At 46.8% G+C, this 24894-nt stretch carries 26 protein-coding genes, 2 tRNA genes, 1 rRNA gene and 1 riboswitch (1 of these 30 cut by a window edge); of the genes, 12 read left to right on the forward strand and 17 right to left on the reverse strand.

Annotated elements, in window-relative coordinates:
- The 5 genes from C5I45_RS16485 to C5I45_RS16505 form a co-directional block, all read right to left on the reverse strand.
- Positions 1 to 690, reverse strand: a 16S ribosomal RNA gene (locus tag C5I45_RS16485) (it extends 860 nt beyond the left edge of the window).
- Positions 691 to 852: 162 nt separating this feature from the next.
- Positions 853 to 926 (reverse strand) — tRNA-Gly (locus C5I45_RS16490).
- 8 nt (positions 927 to 934) lie between these two features.
- Positions 935 to 1011, reverse strand: a tRNA-Arg gene (locus C5I45_RS16495).
- Between the two features lie 303 nt (positions 1012 to 1314).
- Positions 1315 to 2733 carry a sugar porter family MFS transporter gene (locus C5I45_RS16500; RefSeq protein WP_014304464.1) on the reverse strand — a complete coding sequence of 473 codons (1419 nt, stop codon included), beginning with the start codon at positions 2731 to 2733 and terminating at the stop codon, positions 1315 to 1317.
- A 430-nt stretch (positions 2734 to 3163) separates the two neighbouring features.
- Positions 3164 to 4165, reverse strand: a complete 1002-nt coding sequence (locus C5I45_RS16505; RefSeq protein WP_025853698.1) for an NADPH:quinone oxidoreductase family protein — start codon at positions 4163 to 4165, stop codon at positions 3164 to 3166.
- Between the two features lie 127 nt (positions 4166 to 4292).
- On the opposite strand from C5I45_RS16505, the gene C5I45_RS16510 reads away from it, so the two are divergent.
- The 6 genes from C5I45_RS16510 (at position 4293) to C5I45_RS16535 (ending at position 8937) form a co-directional block, all read left to right on the forward strand.
- Positions 4293 to 4757 carry an SRPBCC family protein gene (locus tag C5I45_RS16510; RefSeq protein ID WP_003156017.1) on the forward strand — a complete coding sequence of 155 codons (465 nt, stop codon included), beginning with the start codon at positions 4293 to 4295 and terminating at the stop codon, positions 4755 to 4757.
- 111 nt (positions 4758 to 4868) lie between these two features.
- The gene (locus C5I45_RS16515) at positions 4869 to 5723 is read left to right on the forward strand and encodes a manganese catalase family protein (RefSeq protein WP_025853699.1); all 855 of its coding nucleotides are present in this window, start codon (positions 4869 to 4871) and stop codon (positions 5721 to 5723) included.
- A 237-nt stretch (positions 5724 to 5960) separates the two neighbouring features.
- Positions 5961 to 7523 carry an APC family permease gene (locus tag C5I45_RS16520; protein ID WP_003156021.1) on the forward strand — a complete coding sequence of 521 codons (1563 nt, stop codon included), beginning with the start codon at positions 5961 to 5963 and terminating at the stop codon, positions 7521 to 7523.
- 116 nt (positions 7524 to 7639) lie between these two features.
- A complete protein-coding gene (locus C5I45_RS16525; RefSeq protein WP_025853700.1) occupies positions 7640 to 8221 on the forward strand; it encodes a TetR/AcrR family transcriptional regulator in 582 nt (193 codons plus the stop codon).
- A gap of 72 nt (positions 8222 to 8293) precedes the next feature.
- Positions 8294 to 8623 carry a DMT family transporter gene (locus C5I45_RS16530; RefSeq protein ID WP_003156023.1) on the forward strand — a complete coding sequence of 110 codons (330 nt, stop codon included), beginning with the start codon at positions 8294 to 8296 and terminating at the stop codon, positions 8621 to 8623.
- Entirely contained in the window at positions 8623 to 8937 is a 315-nt protein-coding gene (locus C5I45_RS16535) for a DMT family transporter (RefSeq protein ID WP_003156024.1), read from the forward strand. Before C5I45_RS16530 ends, C5I45_RS16535 begins: the two co-directional genes overlap by 1 nt.
- A 59-nt stretch (positions 8938 to 8996) precedes the next feature.
- On the opposite strand, the gene C5I45_RS16540 is transcribed toward C5I45_RS16535, so the two are convergent.
- From C5I45_RS16540 to C5I45_RS16550, 3 genes are all read right to left on the reverse strand, one after another.
- Entirely contained in the window at positions 8997 to 10211 is a 1215-nt protein-coding gene (locus C5I45_RS16540) for a CynX/NimT family MFS transporter (protein ID WP_014304460.1), read from the reverse strand.
- The gene (locus tag C5I45_RS16545; protein WP_003156026.1) at positions 10201 to 10887 is read right to left on the reverse strand and encodes a FadR/GntR family transcriptional regulator; all 687 of its coding nucleotides are present in this window, start codon (positions 10885 to 10887) and stop codon (positions 10201 to 10203) included. Before C5I45_RS16545 ends, C5I45_RS16540 begins: the two co-directional genes overlap by 11 nt.
- Positions 10888 to 11008: 121 nt before the next feature.
- Positions 11009 to 11725, reverse strand: coding sequence for a GntR family transcriptional regulator (locus tag C5I45_RS16550; protein ID WP_014304459.1), 717 nt, complete (start codon positions 11723 to 11725; stop codon positions 11009 to 11011).
- 178 nt (positions 11726 to 11903) lie between these two features.
- A riboswitch (purine riboswitch) is annotated at positions 11904 to 12003 on the forward strand.
- A gap of 54 nt (positions 12004 to 12057) precedes the next feature.
- On the opposite strand from C5I45_RS16550, the gene C5I45_RS16555 reads away from it, so the two are divergent.
- Positions 12058 to 13218, forward strand: coding sequence for an MFS transporter (locus tag C5I45_RS16555; RefSeq protein WP_015388619.1), 1161 nt, complete (start codon positions 12058 to 12060; stop codon positions 13216 to 13218).
- Between the two features lie 51 nt (positions 13219 to 13269).
- Here the strand turns inward: C5I45_RS16555 and C5I45_RS16560 are convergent, their stop codons facing one another.
- Complete coding sequence (locus C5I45_RS16560) at positions 13270 to 13836, reverse strand: YdhK family protein (protein WP_024084955.1); 567 nt, start codon at positions 13834 to 13836, stop codon at positions 13270 to 13272.
- 196 nt (positions 13837 to 14032) lie between these two features.
- Between C5I45_RS16560 and C5I45_RS19810 the strand changes: the two genes are divergently transcribed.
- Positions 14033 to 14206, forward strand: a complete 174-nt coding sequence (locus C5I45_RS19810) for a hypothetical protein (RefSeq protein WP_003156030.1) — start codon at positions 14033 to 14035, stop codon at positions 14204 to 14206.
- Between the two features lie 52 nt (positions 14207 to 14258).
- On the opposite strand, the gene C5I45_RS16565 is transcribed toward C5I45_RS19810, so the two are convergent.
- Complete coding sequence (locus tag C5I45_RS16565) at positions 14259 to 15617, reverse strand: serine hydrolase (RefSeq protein WP_025853701.1); 1359 nt, start codon at positions 15615 to 15617, stop codon at positions 14259 to 14261.
- Positions 15618 to 15753: 136 nt separating this feature from the next.
- Complete coding sequence (locus tag C5I45_RS16570; protein WP_015388621.1) at positions 15754 to 16023, reverse strand: hypothetical protein; 270 nt, start codon at positions 16021 to 16023, stop codon at positions 15754 to 15756.
- Positions 16024 to 16256: 233 nt separating this feature from the next.
- Between C5I45_RS16570 and C5I45_RS16575 the strand changes: the two genes are divergently transcribed.
- A complete protein-coding gene (locus tag C5I45_RS16575; RefSeq protein WP_025853702.1) occupies positions 16257 to 16511 on the forward strand; it encodes a hypothetical protein in 255 nt (84 codons plus the stop codon).
- Positions 16512 to 16568: 57 nt separating this feature from the next.
- On the opposite strand, the gene C5I45_RS16580 is transcribed toward C5I45_RS16575, so the two are convergent.
- A complete protein-coding gene (locus C5I45_RS16580; protein ID WP_025853703.1) occupies positions 16569 to 17762 on the reverse strand; it encodes a macrolide family glycosyltransferase in 1194 nt (397 codons plus the stop codon).
- A gap of 140 nt (positions 17763 to 17902) precedes the next feature.
- Entirely contained in the window at positions 17903 to 18589 is a 687-nt protein-coding gene (locus C5I45_RS16585; protein WP_003156038.1) for a GntR family transcriptional regulator, read from the reverse strand.
- Between the two features lie 182 nt (positions 18590 to 18771).
- Here C5I45_RS16585 and C5I45_RS16590 point away from each other — a divergent pair, with 182 nt between their 5' ends.
- On the forward strand, positions 18772 to 19830 hold the full coding sequence (locus C5I45_RS16590) for a tartrate dehydrogenase (RefSeq protein ID WP_025853705.1): 1059 nt from the start codon (positions 18772 to 18774) through the stop codon (positions 19828 to 19830).
- Positions 19831 to 19876: 46 nt separating this feature from the next.
- On the opposite strand, the gene C5I45_RS16595 is transcribed toward C5I45_RS16590, so the two are convergent.
- The 4 genes from C5I45_RS16595 to C5I45_RS16610 form a co-directional block, all read right to left on the reverse strand.
- Positions 19877 to 20659: a class I SAM-dependent methyltransferase gene (locus C5I45_RS16595; RefSeq protein WP_025853706.1), complete on the reverse strand. Its 783-nt coding sequence runs from the start codon at positions 20657 to 20659 to the stop codon at positions 19877 to 19879.
- Between the two features lie 35 nt (positions 20660 to 20694).
- Complete coding sequence (locus C5I45_RS16600; protein WP_025853707.1) at positions 20695 to 21312, reverse strand: NUDIX hydrolase; 618 nt, start codon at positions 21310 to 21312, stop codon at positions 20695 to 20697.
- Between the two features lie 153 nt (positions 21313 to 21465).
- Complete coding sequence (locus C5I45_RS16605) at positions 21466 to 22338, reverse strand: DMT family transporter (protein ID WP_025853708.1); 873 nt, start codon at positions 22336 to 22338, stop codon at positions 21466 to 21468.
- Positions 22339 to 22553: 215 nt separating this feature from the next.
- Entirely contained in the window at positions 22554 to 23375 is an 822-nt protein-coding gene (locus C5I45_RS16610) for a MerR family transcriptional regulator (RefSeq protein WP_025853709.1), read from the reverse strand.
- Between the two features lie 131 nt (positions 23376 to 23506).
- Between C5I45_RS16610 and C5I45_RS16615 the strand changes: the two genes are divergently transcribed.
- Positions 23507 to 23965 carry a GNAT family N-acetyltransferase gene (locus C5I45_RS16615; RefSeq protein WP_003156050.1) on the forward strand — a complete coding sequence of 153 codons (459 nt, stop codon included), beginning with the start codon at positions 23507 to 23509 and terminating at the stop codon, positions 23963 to 23965.
- 158 nt (positions 23966 to 24123) lie between these two features.
- Positions 24124 to 24867 (forward strand): sulfite exporter TauE/SafE family protein, encoded by a 744-nt coding sequence (locus C5I45_RS16620; protein WP_003156052.1) that lies wholly within the window; start codon positions 24124 to 24126, stop codon positions 24865 to 24867.
- Positions 24868 to 24894: the final 27 nt, after the last annotated feature.

Below are 24894 nucleotides of genomic sequence, written 5' to 3' on the forward strand. Positions count from 1 at the left end.
CGTGGAATTCCACTCTCCTCTTCTGCACTCAAGTTCCCCAGTTTCCAATGACCCTCCCCGGTTGAGCCGGGGGCTTTCACATCAGACTTAAGAAACCGCCTGCGAGCCCTTTACGCCCAATAATTCCGGACAACGCTTGCCACCTACGTATTACCGCGGCTGCTGGCACGTAGTTAGCCGTGGCTTTCTGGTTAGGTACCGTCAAGGTGCCGCCCTATTTGAACGGCACTTGTTCTTCCCTAACAACAGAGCTTTACGATCCGAAAACCTTCATCACTCACGCGGCGTTGCTCCGTCAGACTTTCGTCCATTGCGGAAGATTCCCTACTGCTGCCTCCCGTAGGAGTCTGGGCCGTGTCTCAGTCCCAGTGTGGCCGATCACCCTCTCAGGTCGGCTACGCATCGTCGCCTTGGTGAGCCGTTACCTCACCAACTAGCTAATGCGCCGCGGGTCCATCTGTAAGTGGTAGCCGAAGCCACCTTTTATGTCTGAACCATGCGGTTCAAACAACCATCCGGTATTAGCCCCGGTTTCCCGGAGTTATCCCAGTCTTACAGGCAGGTTACCCACGTGTTACTCACCCGTCCGCCGCTAACATCAGGGAGCAAGCTCCCATCTGTCCGCTCGACTTGCATGTATTAGGCACGCCGCCAGCGTTCGTCCTGAGCCAGGATCAAACTCTCCGATAAATGGATCACAGACTAAGTTCACTGCATCCTGCAGTAACGTCTGTGTGATCTGCATCGTGCAGACCTTAGTTTGACTGACTACGCACATCGCTGTGCGATTTATTTAAAACTTTGAATTAACAGGTACGTTTTGTCTTGTTTAGTTTTCAAAGATCATTATAATGGAGCGGGTGATGAGAATCGAACTCACGACATCAGCTTGGAAGGCTGAGGTTTTACCACTAAACTACACCCGCATTTGAATTGGCGCGCCCGAGAGGAGTCGAACCCCTAACCTTTTGATCCGTAGTCAAACGCTCTATCCAATTGAGCTACGGGCGCTTATCAGGCGACTTAACTATCATACTACCAATCAGTTATGATGTCAAGTGTTATTTTATTTCTTTTCGAAGTCTTTTTTCTCGACCTCATTTATTATACACGCTTTCGAGAATTTGTAAAGTCTTTTTTTAAAAAGATCATTTTCTCATTTGTCGTTATCGCTTTGTTCATCAGCGACGTTTAATAATATACCACGCACTTTAAATTAGGTCAACACTTTTACGAAACTTTTTTTTCGCTTATTATTCCCTTCTATATAATAAATAAAAAGCAGGATTCCCAGGAACCCCGCGTCTATTCAGATTACCCGCTCACCTCGGCTTCTGCGCTATTACGATCTGTTTTTTCATAGGTACGGAAGTTTTGTTCAAGCTGTTCGAGCGAAAGACCTTTCGTTTCCGGAAGGAACCTTTTCACAAATATAACGGACGCTATCCCTAACAGGACAAAAATGAAGAAGGTTGCAGACAATCCGATGTTTGCGAGCATGACCGGAAAAGTTAAACCAACAATGAAGTTCACGATCCAGAGGCAGAAGACAGTCACCCCCATACCAAGCCCCCGCAATCGCAGCGGGAATATCTCCGACAGCATCAGCCAGGTCACCGGAGAGACAGCCCCCTGCTGAAACGCAAGGAAAGTGACTGTTAATGAAAGAACCACATAAGGAAGAGCAGGCGATCCTTTCAGCACGACAGACAGAACTCCGATCAAAAGCAGCACCGCAGTCGTTCCGATCAGCCCCGTCATCAGCATCGGGCGGCGGCCGACTTTGCCGAGAAGCCATATTCCCACAAAAGTCGCGAGCACTGAAATCACACCGTTAGCGATATTGCCGATTAATGCGGCTTTTGTCTCGAAACCGGCATCTTTTAAAATTTGAGTTCCATAATACATAATTGAATTCACACCGGTGAGCTGCTGCACTACCGCAATTCCGATCCCGATAAACACAATGCGGCGCACCCACGGAACGGCAAGATCCTTAAAGGTCGCCTGCTCCATCTGAGCTTCCTTATGAAAGGCAGATTCAATCTCAGCGAGCTCAGACTTCGCTTTCTCTTCATTCCTTATTCGCCGGAGAACGTGCAAAGCATCTTCTTTTCTTCCTTTAGAAACCAGCCAGCGCGGACTTTCAGGCACTTTCAGCATACCGAAAAACAAGAATACCGCCGGAAGGGCCGCGATAACGAGCATATAGCGCCAAGCGTGAGAGGTATCACCAAGCACATTGCCGATGATAGCATTACACGTGAAGGCAAGCAGCTGGCCCGTTACAATCATCAATTCATTTTGGGTAACCATTCTCCCTCGGCTTTCCGCCGGCGACATTTCAGCCAAATATGCCGGAACGGTTACGGATGCTCCCCCGACGGCAAGCCCCAGCAGAAAACGGGAGATGATCATAACCGATACGTTAGGCGCCAGTGTACATCCAAGCGTCGCTGCAAAGAACAAAACGGCAAGAATAAGGATATTTTTACGTCTGCCGTTATAGTCCGACAATCTCCCTCCGAAAACCGCGCCGATCGCAGCCCCCAAGAGCAGGGAGCTCGCCACCATCCCTTCAGTCAAAGCGGTAAGATTAAGCTGGTCAGCTTCCGCCATAAACGGCAGCGCCCCATTAATCACACCGGTATCGTAGCCGAAAAGAAGCCCCCCGAATGTCGATACTAAAATAATGGTTCTCAAAAATGAATGCTGGCTGCTATTTTTATTCATCTTCAAATCCTCCTAGTTTTTACACAGAAATAATATCGGAATATTCAGTTATCAATATTTACACCTCTAACGTCTGCATACAAGGTCTGACCGTCCAAAACAGTTATATAAGAAGAAAATGTTCCGAAAGCGTTATCATTTATAGTGATTATTCACTCTCCCCCTCTCGTCATATTGTTATTTTATAGTTACTTTGTAGTGAAGTTATAATGATATTATTGGTACTTATGTTAATATCATAATTTTAAAAGCGCTTTCAGTCAATGAATATTTCAGAAAATTTTATAACTCACCTTTATATTACCTATATATAATCAATTTTCGTTTTATATCAATTTATCCCCATAACATACTCAATGAATTGCCCCTATTATAATCAATAATTGATTACATATTGAAAACCCCCAACTGCTGATTGGGGGTTTTTGTTTTATTCTTCGTTTATTGTAACAATCGTTCTCCCTCTCGCTTCTCCTTTTAAAAGGGCAGGAAGCGTATCCGGCAGCTCTTCAAGTGTAATTTCCTTTTGAATAAAGGCCTCCAGATCTGCAGGCTTGAAGTCATCAGCTAAACGCTGCCATGTTTTCTTTCTTGTCTCCATCGGACAGAATACGGAATCAATTCCCAAGAGACTGACGCCGCGCAATATAAACGGAAAGACTGTAGCCGGGAGTTTCGTTCCCGCTGTCAGTCCGCTCACAGCAACTGATCCGCCGTACTGAATCTGACTGAGAACTGAAGCAAGCGGCTCACCTCCGACCGGATCGACGGCCGCTGCCCATTTTTGTTTTTGCATTTGTTTTAACGTGCCGTTATACACTTCGTCACGGTGAATGACCGTCTTTGCTCCGAGGCTCTTCAAATACCCGCTTTCTTCTTCTTTTCCCGTACTGGCCTCGACCTCATAACCTAAGGTTGAAAGAATGGAGACGGCAAAGCTTCCGACGCCGCCCGTCGCTCCCGTCACCAGCACCTTCCCTTTTTCAGGAGCGGCATGGTTTTCTTCAAGACGCTGGACGGACAATGCGGCAGTGAAGCCGGCGGTTCCGATCGTCATGGCTTCTTTAAGTGTCAGACCTTCAGGCAGCGGCACGATCCAATCTGCCGGAATGCGGGCCATCCCGCTATAGCCGCCAAAATGGGAAACGCCTATGCCGTAGCTTGTCGCAATGACTTTGTCCCCTTCTTTAAAACGGGCGTCATCTGAAGAAACGACGATTCCCGCTAAATCAATTCCCGGCACGAAAGGATACGAGGTTACGATCTTGCCGTCAGGAATGGCAGCCAAGCTATCTTTATAATTCACCCCTGAGTAGCAAACCTTAATCAGCACTTCACCCTCGGGAAGGTCCTGAACCGCCAGCTCCCGTACGCTGACTGAAAACCGGTCTTCACGCTGATCGACTACTAACGCTTTAAATTGATCTGTCATCACTACGTCTCCTTAAAATGAATTGAATGGCTTTGGAAAAGCATAAAATAAGTTTGATTTGTTTTCAAATGTCCTGCCCTGTGTAGTATGATCAAAAGTAAAAACAGCGAAAGAGTGGTTACGCATCATGTCTGATAAACAAAACAAAGATAACAAAAACAACAACAGCAATCAGCCATTACCGGACATTATTCATACCGCCGTTTTCAAGGCGCCGATACAAGTTGTCTGGGATACGGTCTCTACGGCGGACGGCTTGTCTCTCTGGTTTATGCCGAATGATTTCACACCTCAAGAAGACAGTGAGTTTCAGCTGGAATCTCCGTTCGGTCCGTCTCCGTGCAAGCTGCTGGATATTGAAGCGCCGTACCGCCTTTCTTTTTCATGGGATACGGAAGGCTGGATCGTTTCTTTTGTCTTAAAGGAAACGGAAAGCGGAGATACGGAATTCACTCTCATTCACGGCGGATGGAAAGAGCCGGAAGCCGTCATCAATAAAGTCAATCGGAAAAGCTCCGAGATTCACAGTACGATGGATCAAGGATGGAACGGGCTTGTCAACACGAAACTTCGCGGGGCGGTTGAGGCTTAACACAAAAGGACGGACACGCTTTCCGTCCTTTTTTTGATGCCGATACATAAAAACTGACTTTGCAAAGACACTAACAGAAGAACCGAAAACTTCTTTCAGGGGGCGCTGTTTATGTATTATTACAAAGAAGAGCTGATCAATATCATTAAACCGGACAAGCCGGACCCGGCCGCGGCCAAGGTGCTTCAGGAAATTTTAGGCGGGCATTACGGGGAAATGCGGACGATGATGCAATACTTTTTCCAAAGCTCTAATTTCAGAGGAAAAGAAAAACAGTTCCGCGACCTGCTTCGCGGCGTATTTTTAGAAGAAATTGCACACGTTGAGCTCGTCCAGCATACGATTAATGCGCTGCTGGATGAAAGCGGCGCTGAGGGCGCCGGAAATCAGGCAGCAGATCAGGCGCCGCTTGACGAAGCGGTTAAACACGCCAATCCGCACCATTATATTATCGGGGCGCAAAGTTCTATTCCTGCCGATGCAAGCGGCAATCCATGGAACGGGTCTTGGGTATACAACCACGGGAATCTGATTTCCGATCTATTGGACAATGTCGTGCTGGAATCAACCGGCGTGCTGCAAAAGACGCGCATTTATGAAATGAGCTCAAACCAGACGTTCAGAGAAACACTCGGTTTTCTGATCGTCCGTGACAACGCCCATCAAAATGCATTTACAAAAGCGCTGGAAACACTGGGTGTCGAATGGGGCAAATTATTTCCCGTGCCGAATTATGATATTGAAAAATACCCGGAATGCCGGAAATTCGTTGAAATGGGTTATCATAATACCCAATTTAATTTCAGACTGGATCCGACACGGATCGGAGAAATTCTGCAGGGAACGACGCCGAGCCGAAACGGCGGCGAATTAAGTGTGTCAGAGCCTCCTAAAGGTTTCCCCGTCCCGGAACTTCCCGAGCTTCCGAATGAGCACAGCCCCGGACTGAAAGATATGAACTTGTAACAAAAAACGCCTGTTTCGGGCGTTTTTTGTTTTTCTGAATATGAGGTTTGAATGTGTTCAAAACGGGGAATATAAGCCGGGAGATCTTCCCATACGGCCGTGATTTTGATGACAGCACATTTCTGTACATACTTCGTTTCAAAAGTTGTCCTAATTTTCCAGCCGGCCGGCTGGGTATGTTTGAATGATAATGGGAATTATGTAAAGAGAACAATGTCTTTTTTAAGGAGGCAGCGAATGTCTAAGCAAGGAAACTTCCAGAAAACTATGTCACTTTTTGATCTTATTTTAATCGGCATGGGAGCCATATTCGGTTCGGCATGGCTGTTTGCCGTCAGTAACGTCGCCTCTAAAGCGGGCCCGTCAGGCGTTTTTTCCTGGCTGATCGGCGGGGGAATCATCTTATTGATCGGCTTGGTTTATGCGGAACTGGGCGCCGCGCTGCCGCGGACCGGGGGAATTATCCGGTATCCCGTATATTCACACGGACACCTGGTCGGATATTTAATTTCCTTTGTCACCATTGTGGCATACACGAGTCTTATTTCTATAGAAGTCACGGCGGTCCGCCAATACGTGGCGTATTGGTTTCCCGGTTTAACCGTAAAAGGCTCAGATTCTCCGACAATTGCCGGATGGATATTGCAATTTGCGCTGCTCTGCCTGTTCTTCCTCCTCAATTACTGGAGTGTCAAAACCTTTGCGAAAGCAAACTTCATTATTTCGATTTTTAAATATGTCGTACCGATTACGGTAATTGTTGTACTGATTTTTCATTTTCACCCGGGCAATATGACCGTTCACGGATTCGCGCCTTTTGGTTTCACCGGAATTCAGGCCGCGATTTCCACAGGCGGCGTCATGTTTGCATACCTTGGGCTGCATCCGATTGTGGCTGTCGCGAGTGAAGTGCAGAATCCGAAGCGGAACATTCCGATTGCATTGATTGTTTGTATTATCGTTTCTACTATTATTTATACCGTGCTGCAGCTCACTTTTATCGGGGCGATCCCGGGGGATACGCTGAAGCACGGATGGCCGGCTATCGGGACTGAATTCTCCCTTCCGTTCAAAGATATCGCCGTCTTGCTCGGTTTGGGGTGGCTGGCGACATTGGTTATTTTAGATGCGATTTTATCACCGGGCGGTAACGGAAATATCTTTATGAATACGACTTCACGTCTCGTCTATGCCTGGGCCAGAAACGGAACATTATTCAGCATTTTTTCTAAAGTCAATAAAGAAACCGGGACACCGCGCGCCTCCCTTTGGCTTTCGTTCGGCCTGGCTGTTTTTTGGACGCTTCCGTTCCCTTCTTGGAACGCTCTTGTTAACGTATGCTCCGTCGCATTGATTCTGTCTTATGCGATTGCGCCGATTTCTTCTGCGGCGCTGAGAGTCAACGCGAAGAACATTAACAGACCGTTTTATTTAAAAGGGATGAGCATCATCGGGCCGCTGTCGTTTATTTTTACCTCTTATATTGTATATTGGTCCGGATGGCGCACCGTATCCTGGCTTCTCGGTTCTCAAATTGTCATGTTTCTGATCTATCTCTGTTTCAGTAAATATGCTCCCAAAGATGATGTCAGCATACGCCAGCAGCTGAAATCAGCATGGTGGATCGTCGGCTTTTATGTCATGATGCTGATTTTCTCCTATCTCGGCTCGTTCGGCCACGGATTGGGCATTATCAGCAATCCGCTTGACCTGATTCTGATCGCCATCGGTTCGCTCGGTATTTATTACTGGGCAAAATATACAGGTCTGCCGAAGGCTATGATCGACAGTGATAAATGACGAATGCCGGAAAGAAGTATGGTCTTCTTTCCGGTATTTTTATGTTAAGGGATGACAAAAAAGCGAACATGCGATAAAATGAATGACAGTCATTCATAAAAGGAGGAACCCCTCTATTGGCAAAACAAAGCTCGGGAAAATACGAAAAGATCCTGCAAGCCGCGATTGAAGTCATTTCTGAAAAAGGATTAGACAAAGCATCCATTTCAGAAATCGTCAAAAAAGCCGGAACGGCCCAAGGTACGTTTTACTTATATTTTTCTTCTAAAAACGCACTGATATCCGCGATTGCAGAAAACCTGCTCGACACTTCGCTGGACAGAATAAAAGGGAAAACGGACGGTTCTGAAGATTTTTGGACGTTGCTGGACATTTTGGTAGATGAGACATTTCACATCACCCGGCTTCATAAAGATATTATCGTTCTCTGTTATTCCGGTCTTGCCATCGATCATTCAATGGAGAAATGGGAAGCCATTTATCAGCCTTATTATTCCTGGCTGGAAGGCATGATTAATACGGCCATTGAACAGGGTGAGGTCATCAGCGGCATTCATGTCAGATGGACGGCCAGAACGATTATCAACGTTGTCGAGAACGCGGCTGAACGGTTTTATATCGGCTGTGAACAGGATGTCGATCTCGAAGTATATAAAAAAGAAATATTCAGCTTTCTCAAAAGAAGCTTGCAGAAATGATTGGCGGAGACCGATCATTTTTGACCGCCGTAAAAATGACTGACATTCATTCATAACTGAGGTGACTGTATCATGTATTGGCTGCTTGTATTGATAGCCGGATTGTTAGAAGTAGTTTGGGCGTCCGCCCTGAAGCATGCGGATTCGCTCTTTGATTGGATTGGTATTTTCCTTTTGATTGCCGTCAGCTTTCTGATGCTGATCCGCTCTTATAAAAAAATTCCGATGGCTGCCGCATATACCGTTTTTGTCGGAATAGGCACCGTCGGCACATATGTAACGGGCGTCATTTTAGGCGAATCGTTTTCAATCGGACAAATATTCTTTTTGGCTTTGCTGTTGTCCGGCATTTTAGGAATGAAGGTATTTACGAAAGAAACTGAAACAAGGGGTGAACATTAATGGCATGGCTGCTGTTATTTATTGCCGGAGCGGAGGAAGTTGTAGCGGCCGTTGCCATGAAACATATTGACGGTTTTAAAAAAAAGTGGCCGCTGATTGTCATGGTAACAGGCTTTATGCTTTCATTCTTTTGCCTTTCCGGAGCGATGCAGGTTCTTCCCACAGGTGTCGCGTATGCGGCTTGGACCGGCATGGGAAGCATCGGCGTTTCAGCCGTAGGCATACTTTGGTTTAAAGAAAAATTCAATCTGTCACAATTGGTGTCTCTGGGGCTTATCCTCATCGGTGTCATCGGCTTAAAACTGACAGCGTAACGGCCTGAGACAGCTTTTTAAATAAAAAACAAAGGACCCTAAACGGGTCCTTTGTTTTTTTATGCTGTTTTGATCTGTTCCGCTTTTCCCGCTCCGACTCCGAAAATGAAAATCAGAACAGAGACTGCGATCAGCATGAATAACGGAACCGTCCAGCCGTGCGTGATGTCATGCAGCAAACCGAATACAAGCGGCCCGAACGCGGCAAGCAGGTATCCGAATGACTGGGCCATGCCGGAAAGCGCCGCGGCTTCATGAACATGCCGGGTCCGCAGGCTGAAGAACATCATCGCCAGACTGAACGCACAGCCTCCCGCAATTCCGATCAAAATGACCCATAGCGGAGTGAGAGCCGGGCTTCCGAAAAGAACGCCGGCAATGCCGATAAGGAAAAATAAAGCCGTCAGTCCGGCGAGTGCGCGCTGATTTTTCATTTTAGCGGCAGCGATCGGCACGATAAAAGTAATCGGCAGGACTGAGAATTGCATTAATGAAAGCATCCATCCCGCCTTACTTGAGCTGAGTCCATTCTGCTGAAGAATTTCCGGCAGCCAAGCGATGACGGTGTAAAAAATAAGGGATTGCAGCCCCATGAACATCGTTACCTTCCAAGCCAGCGGAGACCGCATCAGACTGTTTTTTTTCTCTCCGTTTGTCCCAGTCGTGCGGACGGGCAGTTCGCGTCCTCGCATTTGCGGAATCCACATGACGAACGCAATAAAAGAAAGGATAGCCCAGCAGCCGAGCGCGCCTTTCCAGCCTACCCCCGCTGAAGAGGCGATCGGCACGCTGATGCCGGATGCAATCGCGCCGCACAGATTCATAGAAACCGAGTAGACGCCGGTCATGATGCCTAAATTTCCGGGAAACTTATGTTTAATGAGACTCGGCAGCAGGACGTTGCATACGGCGATCGACAATCCCAACAGGATCGTTCCGAAAAAGAGAGTGCCGATTCCGGCGATGGAGCGCAGCAGAGTTCCGGCTGTCAGGACAATTAATGATGACAGTAAGACAATCTCGGTCCCGAAGCGCCGGGACAATAAAGGAACAAACGGCGACAGACATGCAAAGGCCAAAAGCGGCACTGTCGTAATGGTGCCGGCAGCCGCATTGGTCATGCCGAGGCTGTCCCGAATTGAGGAAACGAGCGGTCCGACCGATGTCAGAGGCGCTCTGAGGTTGGCCCCTATCAATATGACTCCGATGACCAGCAATATCAGTTTTTTACGCTGACTTGCTTGCAGAACTTGATGTTCGTCTTTAATTTTCATGTTCATCCTCCATGTGTATTGTATCTTTAAATACTGTGATGTATTGGTTGACGGCCTCCATGGCCTGATCCGGTTTCTGTCCGATAATCGCGGCGGCAAGCTGGGTGTGGATCCGGATAGCAGGGGTGATTTCCAACAGGTTATGGACTGACGCACAAAGCGCCTCCGTCATATGCTCGTATAGATCAGAAAGCATATTGTTATGGGCCGCCTGTACAATTGTTTTGTGCAGCTTAATGTCGGCTTCGGCATACCGTTTTCGATCTTCATTTTGCAAAGCCGCTTCACATTCATCCAGGCATGCCTTCAGTGCTTTCAGGTCTTCGTCATTACGCCTTTCCGCCGCCAATCGTGCAGCTTCTCTTTCGAGTGCGTATCTGACTTCTAATGTTTCAAGCAAATTTGATTTTTTAATATGGCGGTAAAATGCCGCGCCGAGAACACTGGATGAGCTGACATACGTACCGCTCCCCTGCCTTGTCTGAAGCAGGCCGGCATGTACGAGCGCCCGAATGGCCTCACGCAACGTGTTTCGGCTCACATCAAATTGCTTCATTAAATCCAGCTCAGGGGGAATGCGCGTCCCGACCGGCCATTTATCCGATTGAATTAACGATTCAATTTGCGCCACCACTTGTTCTACGAGCGACAGTCTGCTTGTTTTGGATATCTCCATCAAAACACCTCTGAAATTTGTAGGATGATTCTATCATTGGGTAATATAACATAAAAGAAGCGACGATGTAAATCAGCGGCAACAAAAAAAGAGTGAGTTTTTCTCTCACTCTTCGGCGCTTTTATGAACGTTTTATATTGACTGAGGTCACGACAAACTTGTCATGACGGTGGCGGGAAAATGAATATTCAAAGGGAGTGCCGTTGTCCAAAAAGCCTACATGCTCGACTTCAAGTATCGGGTCATCCGGCCGGCAGCCGAGATATTGCTGATCCATATCATCCGACTTGCACGCTCTGATTTTTCTGTGTGTGCCCGCGATTTTGAGCTGCAATCCCCGCGTAATATGATCGTAGATGGAATGGTTGAGCACCTCGTCATTAATGCCGGGTATAAGGCTCGCCGGCATGTACGTTTTTTCAAGAACGTACGGTTCGCCTTCAACGATTCTGAGCCTCACTACATAATAGACGGGAGTCTTTTCATCGATAGCCAAATGTGCGGCGACATCTTGAGACGGAAACTGCACTTCAAACCGGATGACCTTGCTCTTGATATTTTTGCCTTTTAACAAATTGCTCAAGCCGAGAATTTCGTTGCTGACTACGTGAACGTGCTCATCCTGCATGGCTGATTGAATGATAAATGTGCCGTGCCCTCTTTTTCTGAAAAGCATCCCTTCAGCCGCAAGTGTATCAAGCGCCCGCTTCATCGTCATCCGGCTGCACCCGAACTCCGCAGCGAGCGTCTTTTCATCCGGGATCGGCTGATCTATGTCATATACACTGCTTTTAATCCTCTTTCTCATTTCGTTGGCGATTTTTTCGTACTTATTCATCGGTTTCCTCCGGCTGTGTAATGTTTGATCTGTATAGACTCCTTACGGTTATCATAAATTTTTTTCCCTGCTTCATCAATGACGTTACAGCCGCCGATATTGAAATTGAAAGGATTTCCTCGAATTTTCTATGGAATCTCCCTCACTATTATGGTAGAATTTTTTGCAGAAACGGACACAACCGAATATTGCAATATATTGTATAACCTCAATGATATGGTTTGAGGGTGTCTACCAGGAACCGTAAAATCCTGATTACAAAAATTGTCCCGTACACTTTTTGTAATCAGGATTTTTTATTTTCTAAAAAATAAAAAAAGGAGTATCTGTACATGAATTTCAAAGTATTTCTGCTTGCAGCATCTACCATCGCAGTCGGATTGGTTGAATTAATTGTGGGCGGTATTCTTCCGCAAATCGCTTCCGACTTAGATATATCCATTGTCAGCGCGGGGCAGCTGATCAGCGTGTTTGCGCTCGGTTACGCGGTATCCGGCCCGCTGCTTTTGGCAGTGACGGCAAAGGCTGAACGAAAGCGGCTTTATTTAATCGCACTGTTTATTTTCTTCCTAAGTAATCTGGTCGCTTATTTCAGTCCCAATTTCGCCGTTCTTATGGTGTCACGGGTGCTCGCTTCCATGAGCACAGGGCTGATTGTCGTCCTTTCTTTAACGATTGCTCCTAAAATCGTGGCGCCTGAATACAGAGCGCGGGCGATCGGCATCATTTTCATGGGGTTCAGCTCCGCAATCGCTTTAGGCGTGCCTGTCGGCATTATCATCAGCAATGCCTTCGGATGGCGTGTTCTGTTCTTGGGAATCGGCGTATTATCTCTCATTTCCATGCTGATTATCAGCGTCTTTTTCGAAAAAATACCTGCTGAAAAAATGATTCCGTTTCGTGAGCAGATCAAGACGATCGGGACCGCCAAAATTGCCAGCGCACACCTTGTCACCTTGTTTACATTGGCGGGGCATTACACACTCTATGCCTACTTTGCGCCTTTTTTGGAAAGAACGCTTCATTTGAGTTCCGTTTGGGTCAGTGTATGCTACTTTTTGTTCGGTCTGTCAGCGGTATGCGGCGGCCCGTTCGGAGGCTGGCTGTATGACCGTTTAGGAGCATTTAAAAGCATCATGCTTGTGACCGTTTCTTTCGCTCTGATCCTGTTTATTCTTCCGCTGACAACGGTTTCTTTAATCATTTTCCTGCCTGCGATGGTGATCTGGGGATTGCTCAGCTGGAGCCTTGCGCCGGCGCAGCAAAGCTATTTAATCAAAATTGCGCCTGAGTCTTCCGATATTCAGCAAAGCTTCAACACGTCCGCTTTGCAGATCGGCATCGCGCTCGGGTCAGCCATCGGCGGCGGCGTGATCGGACAAACCGGTTCTGTCACAGCAACAGCCTGGTGCGGCGGTTTGATTGTCATTATCGCTGTCGCGTTAGCTGTATTCTCTTTAACGAGACCTGCCTTGAAAAGAAAATCCGCATAAATGTGAGACCGCAAAAAAGCCAAAGGAGTTCCTTCGGCTTTGGCGGTCTTTTTATTTTGCGGCAGCAAGCTCGTCTTCTGTCACCCATTTATGATTGGTTACTTTTTGGCCGCCGTCAGTCGGTGTATAGTCGACCATATAAACGGTTGTCTTTTTGGCTGAATCAATAACGGCTTCGGCACCCTTCATGCCTTTCATATGGGATGCCTCGATCACGGCCTTGTCACCCGGTTTTAACGTTTTATCACCGGCGCCCTTCAGCTCTTCCTGAATGACCCATTTGTGATCTTCGACGCGCTTTCCTCCCGTTTCCGGAGTGTAAGATACACTGTAAACCGTTGTATCATAAGCACCTTTTACGGTTCCTTGCGCATTTTTCATGCCTTTCATATGAGAAGCTAAAATCATGACGTCACTGCCGACTTTATAAGTCGGATTTTCGGCCTTCTTTAAACCTTTCGGCACCTCGGATGAACCTGAGTGATTCATGTCTTCGTGAGAGTGCGTTTCTTTGTCTTTCGCTTTTTCGCTTCCTCCTGAAGATTGACCGTTGCATCCGGCAAGCGCCAGAACGGGGATCAGGAGAAACATGCTGAATAAAAATAGTCTCGCTTTCATTTCAAGAACTCCTTTGCCTTTTTGATTTTTCATTTTCCCTTTCGTTTCTTCGGTAAAACAAAAAGATGGCCTGTCATTTCTCCTAATTCTTCAACTCTCTCTTTATTGCCTTTTATCAGGTGAAATTGTTCACAAAATGTACACATTAATAGAGATGCAGTATAATTTAATTATCAGATAATAGGGGGAACTCATCATGAAAACGAAGGTTTTTGCGGTGGTATTGGGCGCTGTTTTAATGATTGCGGGGTTGGTTTTGGCAGAAGTTTCGCTTTATATGGAATACATCACAATGGTCGGAGCTATGATTTTTTCTTCTATATTTATGTCAGAGCCGAAAAGAAAATTTCGCGTCATTAAAGGGGTTTGACTTTTCTATTACCGCCGTCTTCTCAGGACGGCGGTTTTGTTTTGCATGTCAGTCAGTCTATCCGCAAAGCCGTTTCTTCTGTGCCGTCCTGATATAAAACGAAATGCGGGGCAGTTTGTGCTTTATCACCTGTAAATTCAATTTCAAGCGGCAGCGCCCTGACAAAATAACGGGTTTCCGTCATTGGGAATAATTCGAATGGTGTCTGCCCGTCTATTGCAAGATACAATCGGTTTTCTTTTACCGTCACCGATGCATGTGTGTCATCCTGAAATGAGTAATTGCCGGTAAATCTGCTGTAAATCGCAGGATCGATATCTGCTTTTTTCTGATCCGCCGGACGTTTCGGAATCACGTACGGCTGATCAAATAAGATGTTTACGGCCGCGGCAATCACAGCTTGTTCAAATTGATACGATTGTTCCATATTGCTGAGATAAATCAGTGTTTTGTTCTGGTCAATATACCGGATCATCAGAGTTGAATAGCCCGGCCAGCCTCCGTCGTGACTGATAACCTTCCCTTTTTGGGCGCTGTTTTGAATCATCCAGCCAAATCCGTATCCGAATTGCTCTTCTTCATTCCAATAGCCCGGTGTAAACGCTTGATCTTTAGACTCTTTGCCGATGATTTCTTCCGTATAAAGAGCCTGATCAAACAGATATAAATCTCTAATAGTGGAGTTAACGGTTCCGTCACCTTGAATCCCGTCAAGAAAGACGACATAATCGGTTTCCTCAAGTTCATCCGGCAGCACATATTCTCCGGAATGAACATCATACACATAGCCATATGCATAGTTCGGAATGTTTTCTTTACTCAGCCTTCTGTTATAAATCCGCGTATCGTGCATACGAAGCGGATGAAATACGGCTTGTTTCATAAATTCAGCAAAACTCATGCCTGATACAATTTCTATAATAACCGCTAACACCGCATACCCCGTATTACTGTATAGCCACTCCTTGCCCGGCGGGAAATAAGCATCCGGTTTATGCTGCTTAAGCATATCGATCACATCTTGATTAACGGCAATTCTGTCCCGGTCCCAATGTGTTAAAAATAACTCCATATAGTCCGGCAATCCTGACGTATGATGGAGTAAATGCCGAATGGTAATGCCCGGATAAGGAAAATCAGGAAGCCACCGCTCTATCATATCGTCATAACGCAGCTTCCCTCGCTGCTCTAAAATGATAACGCCTAAAGCTGTAAACGGCTTCGATACTGAGGCCAATTCAAAGACTGATTGGTCATTCAGCATCCTCTTTGTTTTCAGTTCCGCAGCGCCGAATGAACCCTGATATAAGATGCGGCCGTTTTCCGCTGCCAATACAGCTCCGTTTATTTCATGTCTTTCGTCTAAAGTGCTGAAAAGCTGTTCAAAAGCTTGTTTTTTCTTATCGTTCATTTCACGAACCTCCATATACAAGCTGATTTACTCTTTTATACGAACAGCCGCTTTAGAAGTTTCAATATTTTCCCTTCCCGGAACACCAGTCAGTAAACTGCCGTTCAGGCAGCCGCGGAGGTTTAATGAAGGTCTTTTATTCGCACAACACTGTGCAGGCTTCGAACTCAACATGCTTCTCGTCTTTTTTTGCGCCGGCAATTTCCATAGTCGAAAACATCGCACAGACGACGGCTTTGTATTCGTTCATGACGGTTTGAATTTCAATCAGAAACCGTTCGGATGAAGCGGCGTATTCCGTTACGTATTCTTTCATTTTGCCGATAATATCATCTGCCTGACGGATGAAGCCGGCCGCCTCCAAGTCACTCTCAAACTGGTTTTTGTTGATCATATGAATATGCATTTTTCAAGGCCCCTTTCAGCAGCGTTTTGTGGTTATATCCACTGTAAAGGACAGGCTTGGATAAACTTTTAATAAAATATGAACAAAATATGAATTGGCTCATCGGCCTGACCGGCGGGCTTCCGGCTGTGCTCCGTTTCATTTGGACTACCTGAAATAATGACTTCTTTACTCTATGAAAAACAGCTCATATATGATCTAATACCATTAAAATGAACGTTAGGAGGCGGCCTATGTCAGCAGCAGGAAATCGGCAAAAATTTTGGGTCATGGCGATGCTTATAGCGGTCTTTGCCGTGTTTGTTTTCTCTTTTTCCGAGAATCATTCACAAAAGAACTGGCACACGGCGGTTGACCAGGCGTCAGTGAATGTCTTCGGCCAGCAGATCTTTGAAAAAGACCGTCTGGCAAAAACACTCAACGCACATGAGGCAGGATCTCTTCTGACTCTTGTGAAACTTGCAAATGAAGAACATCACATCATCTAAAAGCCATTATAAAAAGCCTGTTTCCCTTTGGCAGAGGAAACAGGCTTTTTCCATGTATTATTGAGCATGTTTTTGTTCAATAAACCGGTCGATCCGGGCCAAAACATCCTTCATGTCCATACATTCTTTAAAGCTTTCATTAATGGCTTGAATGCCTTGTTTGTATTTTCCGTTATGCAGCACTTCTTCCGCGGCAAGCTTTACCTTTTCAGCGCTCACTTCATCTTTTTGCACTGTACAGCCTGCATCCAATTCAGTCAGGCGGCGCGCAACCATCGGCTGGTCTTTATCATGCGGAATAACGACCAGCGGCACTTGATAATGAATGCCTTCATTTACACTGTTCATTCCGCCATGCGTGACAAACACGTCGGCCTGCTCCAGCACTTCAAGCTGCGGCACGTACGGGGCGATGATAAAGTTTTCCGGCGCCTGTTTGATTTTCGACAGATCGGCTTTTTCCCCGGCGGCAATGACTACTTTTCCTTCAAAATCTGAGAACGCGTCTATGCACAGATTGAAAAACGCTTCCGTGTCCCCGAGCACCGTTCCCATTGAGATATAAATGACTTTTTCATTCTTTAATGAGTCAATCGGGAAGTCGACGCGCCCTTTTCTCTTCGGAAAACTCGGACCGATAAATAAATACTCATCTCCGAATGTCTCACTTTCGGGCTGAAAATATCTGCTTGTATAGACGACGTTCAATTCACCTGTGTTGTTCATAAATTGAACCATGCTGTCAGGGGCGACACCGTATTTGTCTTTCATCTCGGCCAACAGCTCTTCACATTCCCTGTCCGGCTGAAACGGCACGCCCGATTCCGGATGGAGCGGCAGTATTTTCAGACGGTCTTCATTGAACAGGAAGGATGCTGAAGAAGAGATGCCGGGAATGTTGAGATAATCCCGCACCAGCTCTCCCGCACCGAATTTATCATAATAGACGGCGTCGAATTGAATGTCCTCTGCCAGCCGCTGCACAATATGTAAAATCTCCAGTGACGTTTTGATATGAACCTTTAAAAATGCAAGTATGCCGGACGGACTGCCGGGATCAATGGGTGTCATTCTGAGCAGATCGCTGTGAAGATGAACTTTCGCTCCTACTCCTTCCAGTCTGCTTTTGTATTTTTCCGTTGAGATATAATGAACGTGATCGCCCCGTTCGCTGAAGGCCTTTGTCATACCCAAAGTCGGGTTTACGTGTCCTTCTGCGGGAAAATTGATCATCAGAATATGTTTCGCCATTTTTCAAACTCCTTTGCCTTTTTTGCGTCTCTTCCATATCCATCATAAATGACGCGGAAAAAATCATGCAAGGAACATTCGTCAGGTCTTTATGACGGTTCGATGACATCGGCAAAAAAAGACAAGGCTTTTCACCTTGTCTATCGTGATGATGCGTCTGTTTCTCCCGCTTTGAGCACGCCTTTCAGATGTTCTTCATCATGCTTGAGATGCTCCGTCATGTATTGCACGGCTTTTGTTTTATCGCCCTTTTTTATTTCTTCAAAGACTTTCCGGTGCTCATGCAGGATAACCTCCGCACGGTCATCTCCTTTAAAATTAAGAACTCTGCAAAAATGAATCAGCACATTGACATGCTCAAGCAGCATGGCCAGCCGGCTGTTGCGGCTGAAATCCACAAGGAGCCGATGAAACGACTCGTTTAAGGAAATAATCTCAGTCTCTTTGACGCCTTTATTGATGGCTTCTTCCGTCTCCCGCAGCTGTTTTTCAATGAGGTCAATTTCACTCTCAGCCGCTTCATCAATAACCAGTTCGACCGCCAATGATTCAAGTGACATTCTGATTTGATAAATCTCTTCAACATCCTTAACGGACAAAGAATAAATGACAAAGCCGTTTCGATCGTCTGCCGTCAGAAGCCCGTCCTTTTCAAGGAGCCGCATGGCTTCTCTGACCGGCGACCGGCTGACTCCGAAATCCTTCGCCAGCTGAGTCTCATTCAGCCGTTCACCCGGTTTAAAAATCCCGTCAAATATCATTTTTTTCAATTGGGAATAAAACTGCAGATAATACGGGATTGGCTTATCTAATTTAAAATTATCCATCTTTCCTACCTCTTCATACAATTTAGGCCTTATTGTTACCAAGATCATATAACAGTTTATCTATGGAAGCAACATTCCAGAGCTTGTCAGCATAACGGAGGTGCCGTAATATGGAAGTATAGCGAACGACGGTCGACGGTCTGCCGTAAACCGAAAACAATTCATTCAGAGGTGACGGAAACATGAAAACATACAAGATTGCCAGCATACCGGGGGACGGTGTGGGGAAAGAAGTCGTTCCGCAAGCGGAGCGGGTGTTGAACGCGATCGCCGAATTACATGGAGGCATTGCCTTTGATTTCACTTCATTCCCGTGGAGCTGCGAGTATTACTTGGAGCACGGGACTATGATGCCGGATGATGGATTAGAAACGTTACAGCACTTTGATGCTTTGTTTTTGGGAGCGGTGGGGAATCAAAAACTCGTCCCCGATCATGTTTCGCTGTGGGGGCTGCTCATCAAGATACGCCGGGAATTTGAACAGGTGATTAATGTACGGCCGGCGAAGCTCCTGCCGGGAATCACTTCCCCCCTCGTAAACCCGAAAGATTTTGATCTGATAGTCGTCCGCGAAAACAGTGAGGGCGAGTACAGCTCTGTCGGCGGCAGAATTTATCAGGGTGAGGACGAAATCGCCATACAAAACGCGGTCTTTTCCCGCCGGGGTACAGAAAGAGTGATGCGGTATGCTTTCGAACTGGCGGCAAGTCGGCGGAAACACGTCACAAGCGCGACGAAATCAAACGGTATTGTTCACTCGATGCCGTTCTGGGATGACATCTTTAAAGAGGTCATCCGGGAGTACGCCGGGATCGAGACGGATTCCCAGCACATCGATGCACTGGCGGCCTTCTTTGTCACGCAGCCCGAACGCTTTGATGTCATTGTCGCTTCGAATCTGTTCGGAGATGTGCTGACAGATATCGGCGCGGCGATTATGGGAAGCGTCGGAATCGCTCCCGCAGCCAACATCAATGTAAACGGCAAATATCCTTCCATGTTTGAGCCTGTTCACGGCTCCGCCCCGGATATTGTCGGAAAAGGAATAGCCAATCCTATCGGCCAAATATGGACGGCGAAATTAATGCTCGATTCATTCGGAGAAGAGGAACTGGGCTATCTCCTCTTACAATCTATTGAAACGGTCACAAACAGCGGCATTCTGACTCCTGATGTCGGCGGAAAACATTCAACGGAAGATGTCACTTCCGCTATTATTTCTCAAATCAAGAACAGATAATACGAAAAAACCGCGGGCAGGAAAACTGCACAGCGGTTTTTTCGTCTCAGACGGGACGGAGCGCGCAGAAACAGGCCGATTCACCTGTGAAGCCCGCAATACGGCCTGATTGATCCTTTTCTACAGAAAAAAACCGCTGTATATCACAAGGAGCATCCAGCATCTGTTTTTCCAGTAATGCGGCTTTCTCTTCAGTCAGGCTTGCCCGTTCACACCAGACGGTAAATTGAAATGGTTTCAAAAAGCAGACAGCGGATTCAATCCGGAAGCCGGCTGTCTCCAGAAAACGAAGCCATTCTGTTTTTTTCCACGCCCGAAAGTGGCTCTGATCCCGTTTCTTTTCAATGTCATTATAAAAATGGTCATATTCATCCTTTTCAGGTGCGGTATTGTCAATGAGAAGCAGTCTGCCGCCCGGTTTGACAACCCGAAACGCTTCATGAACAAAGGCTCTGACATCGGGAAAATGATGCGCCGCGATTCTGCATGTGACGATATCGAAAGCAGCAGCGGAAAACGGCATCTTTTCAGCATCGCCTTTTTCGAATGACACGTTCGTCCATCCGTTTCCGGTTATAAATGCTTCAGCGGCTGCTAACATTTCTTCTGTGAGGTCATATGCGATAACAGAGCGTACGAGAGGAGCGAGAGCGTTAGCCGTATGTCCGCCTCCCGTCGCGATATCCAGCACGTCCATATGCTTTTCGGCACCGGAAGCTGAAATGAGATATGCCAAATCCTCTCCTGCGGCGTGTCCGGGACTAGTCACATATTTCGCGGCGTTTTTAGCAAATTGCCGCTGCGCCTGCTGTTTAATTGAATCCTCCATTATACTTGGGCCCCCTTTTCTTTCTGCTTGCTGCCTTAATCAAAATAAACGGGTTCGTCCGGATGTTTGAGATATGCAAACATCTTTTCAATCTGACTTTCCGTATTGCGGGCTTCAGATAGCGGCGGCAGTTCCGTTTCCGCAAAAAAGCCGGCCGCGCTTGTTTCCGTTCCCTCCCTGAGCCGGCCGCCGATGATCTCGCATCTGATAAACACTTTGTAAACGTGGGCGGCGGACGGCGGATGGGAATGGCATTTCTTATCCATTACAGCTAACAGTTTAACGGGCTTTACGTCGATTCCCGACTCCTCTTTTACTTCTTTGACAGCGGTCTCCCCCGGTGAAATCCCGATATCAGCCCATCCGCCCGGCAGCGCCCATCTGCCGTCGCTTTTCTCTCTTACCATTAATATGCTCTGATCTTTAAAAACTGCCGCTCTGATATCAACTTTCGGAGTGGGATAGCCCGTGTCACCGGCGAATACGTCTTTGATGATCCTTTTGTCGATCCCGGTATATTGCGTCATGATATCCACACTTATTTTTCTTATTTCTTCAAATCTCTCAATATCATATATGTCTTTGGAATAAGCCAGCCCCGCTTGCGCCGCGGATTGAAGCTGTTTTGCCCATTCAAGCCATTTTGGCTCCATTTTTTCCACCGCCCGTTATGTTAATTAAACGAAACCCGAATTGCACCTTGAGAGTACCCCGTTTCTGCTCCTTGTTTTCTGTTTATGGCGGAGCGAATCCTGCCGGGAAATCAGAAAAAGCCATTCATTTGCTGAATGGCTTTTTTTCATTTTCTATTTTTCTTTCATGACGAGAACGACGCCTGAAACAATAAGGGCCGCCCCGATCCAGAAGGTTCCTCCGATCGTCTCTCCCAGCAGCAGCCAGCCGAGCAATGTCCCGGAAAGCGGCTGAAAGAAGAAAAACAGACCGCCGCTTGCCGCATTCAGCAATTGCAATCCGCGATTCCAAAGCATGAACGCGCAGGCGGTTGAGATCACACCCAGATATAAAAGGCCGCCCCATATCTCAGGCCGGGCAAGCTGAGACAAAGGAATCTCCCGAAGCGGGCCCGCTGTAAACGGGGTCAGGATGACAAATGCGACGCAAATGGAATACGTTGTGACGACAAGCGGTGAGTAATGGCCGGGAACCCGTTTCATCAGCACGGACATCAAAGCCCATGTCAGCGCCGCAGCCAGAAGCGAGAGACCGCCGAACTGGCTCGACATATTGAGATCTCCGTTCCCCACAATGAGCAATACTCCGATCGTCGCCAGCCCTGTCGATATTCCTTTTTTCAGCGTTAACCGTTCTTTCAAAATCAGCCGGGCAAATACAACCATAAATGCGGGAGTGGATGCCGTAATAATCGCACCCATCTGCGCGGTTGATAATTTCGTGCCGATTTCCTGCGTGACGATCGAAATCGTGTTGCCGATCAATCCGATCGCAGCGATCAGTAATAAATCACGTTTATGAACTTTCCAGGATTGGCGTGTAAATAAACTGAGAATCAAAAGCGAAAAAAGCGCCACCGCATATCTCAGCCATACCAGTTCAAGCGGCGGAATGACCGCTACCACTACTTTAACGACGACATACATACCGCCCCAGATACTGGCGGCCAATGCCAAATAAATCGAACCGAACAATGTATTTTTCAATTTGATGCACCCTCCGTTATCATATTAGGTCACGTCATATGCCCTAACGGAGAGAAGCGCAGTCACTTTCCTCCATTAAGGGCGGAGAAGTGCTGCCGGTACATCATGTTCAAATAAGGGCGCTAGAAACATATCGTTTTTCACCTCAATTGCAATCTGATTTTTCTCATTATACAAGGTTTGTCAGAAGACGTAAACGAACGGCGGCATCGGCTTTATCGATTGCGGACTTGCAGCTGGATTCTTGTGATCTGATTGTCAAACCCGTCCGCCACAACCTCATCAAGCAAATATTCTTCATATGCATAATCGCCCATTTCCAGCCCATACTCTTCAATAAACTGCATGATGCTGCGGTAAGCCGCTTCCGCTTCATCCCCTATTTGGTACCCGACGGCATAAAGCCCTTTCGGCTTGATATGGAGGTCATTATTCTCTATGCCTTCTTCTGTCTTCATATAAAAATGGGTGTAGTTGTAGAATTCTTTTTTCAGAATCTGCTCCCGCGCAAACAGTCCGCCGACCGGATGCCCCTGATCGAGTTCATGTACCCGCATATAGCGGATCAATTCGGAAATGGCGGCAGTGTATTGCTGTTCTGGCAAATGGAGTACGGGTCGTCCTATCATAAGTGTCTCTTCATCTAATCGCTGCAATGAGACGGAGGAGAAGTCTGTCTCCAAAGCTTGTTCGGTCAGCTTCACCTTTGTCTGAATCATTCTTTGCAGGTGCTCCAGCTTTTTGATTTTGCTTTCGATTTCTGATGATTTCTCTTTTAAAAGCGTGATGATACCCTCAGGGGTTTTGTCTGTTAAGAGCGGTTTGATCTGCTTCAAGGGCACGCCGACCTCCTTAAACAGACCGATAACCTGGAACAGTTCGAATTGATGATAGGAATAGTATCTGTATCCGTTCGCTTTTTTGATTTCCGGAGAAAGCAGGCCGATCTCGTCATAATGGAACAGGGTTTGTTTTTTTACGTGGCACAGTTTTGCAAATTCACCCGTTGTGAAGTATTTTCTGACGTCTTCGCTCATAATGCCTCCTTGACTATACGGTAACCATATCCTTTATGATGATCATTGTATCCGAGAGAAGGCTGATTCACAAATGGCTTACGCAATGAAAGCTTTACCGTCTCAGAAAAAGCAGAAGAGGAGTATCAAGTATGACGATTGAAATCAGAGCAGTCACGGAAGAAAACCGTGCCGATATACTGGCGCTTCATGTAAGGGAAAGCCAGACTTCATTTATTGAAACCGCGGAAGAGTGCTTACAAGATGCTGAGGATTGCCGGCATTATCAGCCGGCCGGCCTTTATGTTAACGGGGAATTGGTCGGCTTTGCCATGTACGGATGGTTTCCGGAATATGATGAGGAAAATGAAAACGGCAGAGTGTGGCTTGACCGTTTTTTTATTGATGAACGTTATCAGGGACGTGGATTGGGCAGGCTGTTGCTTGATGCTCTTATCCGCCATCTTGTTCGAATATATGAGTGCAGACGGATTTATTTAAGTCTGTTTGAAGATAACGTGCACGCATTGCGGCTTTATCAAAAATTCGGCTTCTTATTCAATGGAGAGCTGGACTCAAACGGGGAAAAAGTGATGGTGAAAGAGCTGTAAACCCTCTGTATAAAAGCGATTCGGCTTCTTGCCAATCCCTCAAATTTGAGGTAACATAAAGATAATGGACGACGGTCGACGGACTACGGTCGATTGTTAAAAACCTGATAAAGCGGATCTGAACATGGTGATCAGGCATCTAAATGGAGGAGAAGATTGTGCTTATTATACTCGTTATGTTTCTTCTCGGGATTATTCTCGGGTTTATCGGCGCGGGGGGAGCCGGTTTTGTCATTGCACTTTTAACTATACTGTTTCACGTACCGATTCATACGGCTTTGGGCACCTCCCTCGCCGGAATGGCTTTCACAAGTTTATCGGGGGCTTTCAGCCACTACCGTGAAGGCAATATTCAGATGAAGATCGGCCTCATCGTCGGCGTTTTTGCGGCATTCGGTTCGTTTTTCGGGGCAAGGCTTACTTCCCTTATCCCTGCAGATTTGCTGCATTACTTGACGGCGGGCATGCTGTTTTTATCCGCTCTGCTTATTTTAGTCCGGTTATTTATTGTAAAAGAAACACATGAAGATTCCGGACGGCAAAGCAATCTGAACATATGGGTGAAAGCCGTTGTACTCGGTATCATCGCAGGAATCTTGTCCGGAACGTTCGGGATCGGCTCTGCCCCTTTCATCCAGATCGGCTTAATGATTCTTTTGCGCTTATCCATCCGCCAGTCGGTCGGCACCACCATGCTTGTCATTATCCCGCTTGCGGTCGGCGGAGGACTCGGTTATGTGACGGAAGGATTTGTCGATTATATACTGTTGGTCAAAGTGCTGATCGGCACGATGTGCGGCGCATATGTCGGAGCGAAATTCACCAACCACGTGCCGAAAGTCATTCTGAAATCAGCCATCTTTTTAACACCGGCCATCGCCGGTCTCATGCTTTTATTTTAAACTGAAACGGGAGGCGGCCGCCTCCCG

This window comes from Bacillus sp. ZY-1-1 (assembly GCF_003047165.1).
GTDB lineage: Bacteria > Bacillota > Bacilli > Bacillales > Bacillaceae > Bacillus > Bacillus velezensis.

Excerpts from the sequence above, each read along its gene's own strand:
- C5I45_RS16500 (WP_014304464.1), bottom strand. The coding sequence starts at position 2,733 with ATGAATAAAAATAGCAGCCAGCATTCATTTTTGAGAACCATTATTTTA.
- C5I45_RS16570 (WP_015388621.1), bottom strand. The coding sequence starts at position 16,023 with ATGCATATTCATATGATCAACAAAAACCAGTTTGAGAGTGACTTGGAG.
- C5I45_RS16520 (WP_003156021.1), top strand. The coding sequence starts at position 5,961 with ATGTCTAAGCAAGGAAACTTCCAGAAAACTATGTCACTTTTTGATCTT.
- C5I45_RS16560 (WP_024084955.1), bottom strand. The coding sequence starts at position 13,836 with ATGAAAGCGAGACTATTTTTATTCAGCATGTTTCTCCTGATCCCCGTT.
- C5I45_RS16565 (WP_025853701.1), bottom strand. The coding sequence starts at position 15,617 with ATGAACGATAAGAAAAAACAAGCTTTTGAACAGCTTTTCAGCACTTTA.
- C5I45_RS16515 (WP_025853699.1), top strand. The coding sequence starts at position 4,869 with ATGTATTATTACAAAGAAGAGCTGATCAATATCATTAAACCGGACAAG.
- C5I45_RS16530 (WP_003156023.1), top strand. The coding sequence starts at position 8,294 with ATGTATTGGCTGCTTGTATTGATAGCCGGATTGTTAGAAGTAGTTTGG.
- C5I45_RS16600 (WP_025853707.1), bottom strand. The coding sequence starts at position 21,312 with ATGGAGCCAAAATGGCTTGAATGGGCAAAACAGCTTCAATCCGCGGCG.
- C5I45_RS16615 (WP_003156050.1), top strand. The coding sequence starts at position 23,507 with ATGACGATTGAAATCAGAGCAGTCACGGAAGAAAACCGTGCCGATATA.
- C5I45_RS16510 (WP_003156017.1), top strand. The coding sequence starts at position 4,293 with ATGTCTGATAAACAAAACAAAGATAACAAAAACAACAACAGCAATCAG.
- C5I45_RS16505 (WP_025853698.1), bottom strand. The coding sequence starts at position 4,165 with ATGACAGATCAATTTAAAGCGTTAGTAGTCGATCAGCGTGAAGACCGG.
- C5I45_RS16555 (WP_015388619.1), top strand. The coding sequence starts at position 12,058 with ATGAATTTCAAAGTATTTCTGCTTGCAGCATCTACCATCGCAGTCGGA.
- C5I45_RS16535 (WP_003156024.1), top strand. The coding sequence starts at position 8,623 with ATGGCATGGCTGCTGTTATTTATTGCCGGAGCGGAGGAAGTTGTAGCG.
- C5I45_RS16585 (WP_003156038.1), bottom strand. The coding sequence starts at position 18,589 with ATGGATAATTTTAAATTAGATAAGCCAATCCCGTATTATCTGCAGTTT.
- C5I45_RS16590 (WP_025853705.1), top strand. The coding sequence starts at position 18,772 with ATGAAAACATACAAGATTGCCAGCATACCGGGGGACGGTGTGGGGAAA.
- C5I45_RS16610 (WP_025853709.1), bottom strand. The coding sequence starts at position 23,375 with ATGAGCGAAGACGTCAGAAAATACTTCACAACGGGTGAATTTGCAAAA.
- C5I45_RS16575 (WP_025853702.1), top strand. The coding sequence starts at position 16,257 with ATGTCAGCAGCAGGAAATCGGCAAAAATTTTGGGTCATGGCGATGCTT.
- C5I45_RS16545 (WP_003156026.1), bottom strand. The coding sequence starts at position 10,887 with ATGGAGATATCCAAAACAAGCAGACTGTCGCTCGTAGAACAAGTGGTG.
- C5I45_RS16540 (WP_014304460.1), bottom strand. The coding sequence starts at position 10,211 with ATGAAAATTAAAGACGAACATCAAGTTCTGCAAGCAAGTCAGCGTAAA.
- C5I45_RS16595 (WP_025853706.1), bottom strand. The coding sequence starts at position 20,659 with ATGGAGGATTCAATTAAACAGCAGGCGCAGCGGCAATTTGCTAAAAAC.
- C5I45_RS16550 (WP_014304459.1), bottom strand. The coding sequence starts at position 11,725 with ATGAATAAGTACGAAAAAATCGCCAACGAAATGAGAAAGAGGATTAAA.
- C5I45_RS19810 (WP_003156030.1), top strand. The coding sequence starts at position 14,033 with ATGAAAACGAAGGTTTTTGCGGTGGTATTGGGCGCTGTTTTAATGATT.
- C5I45_RS16580 (WP_025853703.1), bottom strand. The coding sequence starts at position 17,762 with ATGGCGAAACATATTCTGATGATCAATTTTCCCGCAGAAGGACACGTA.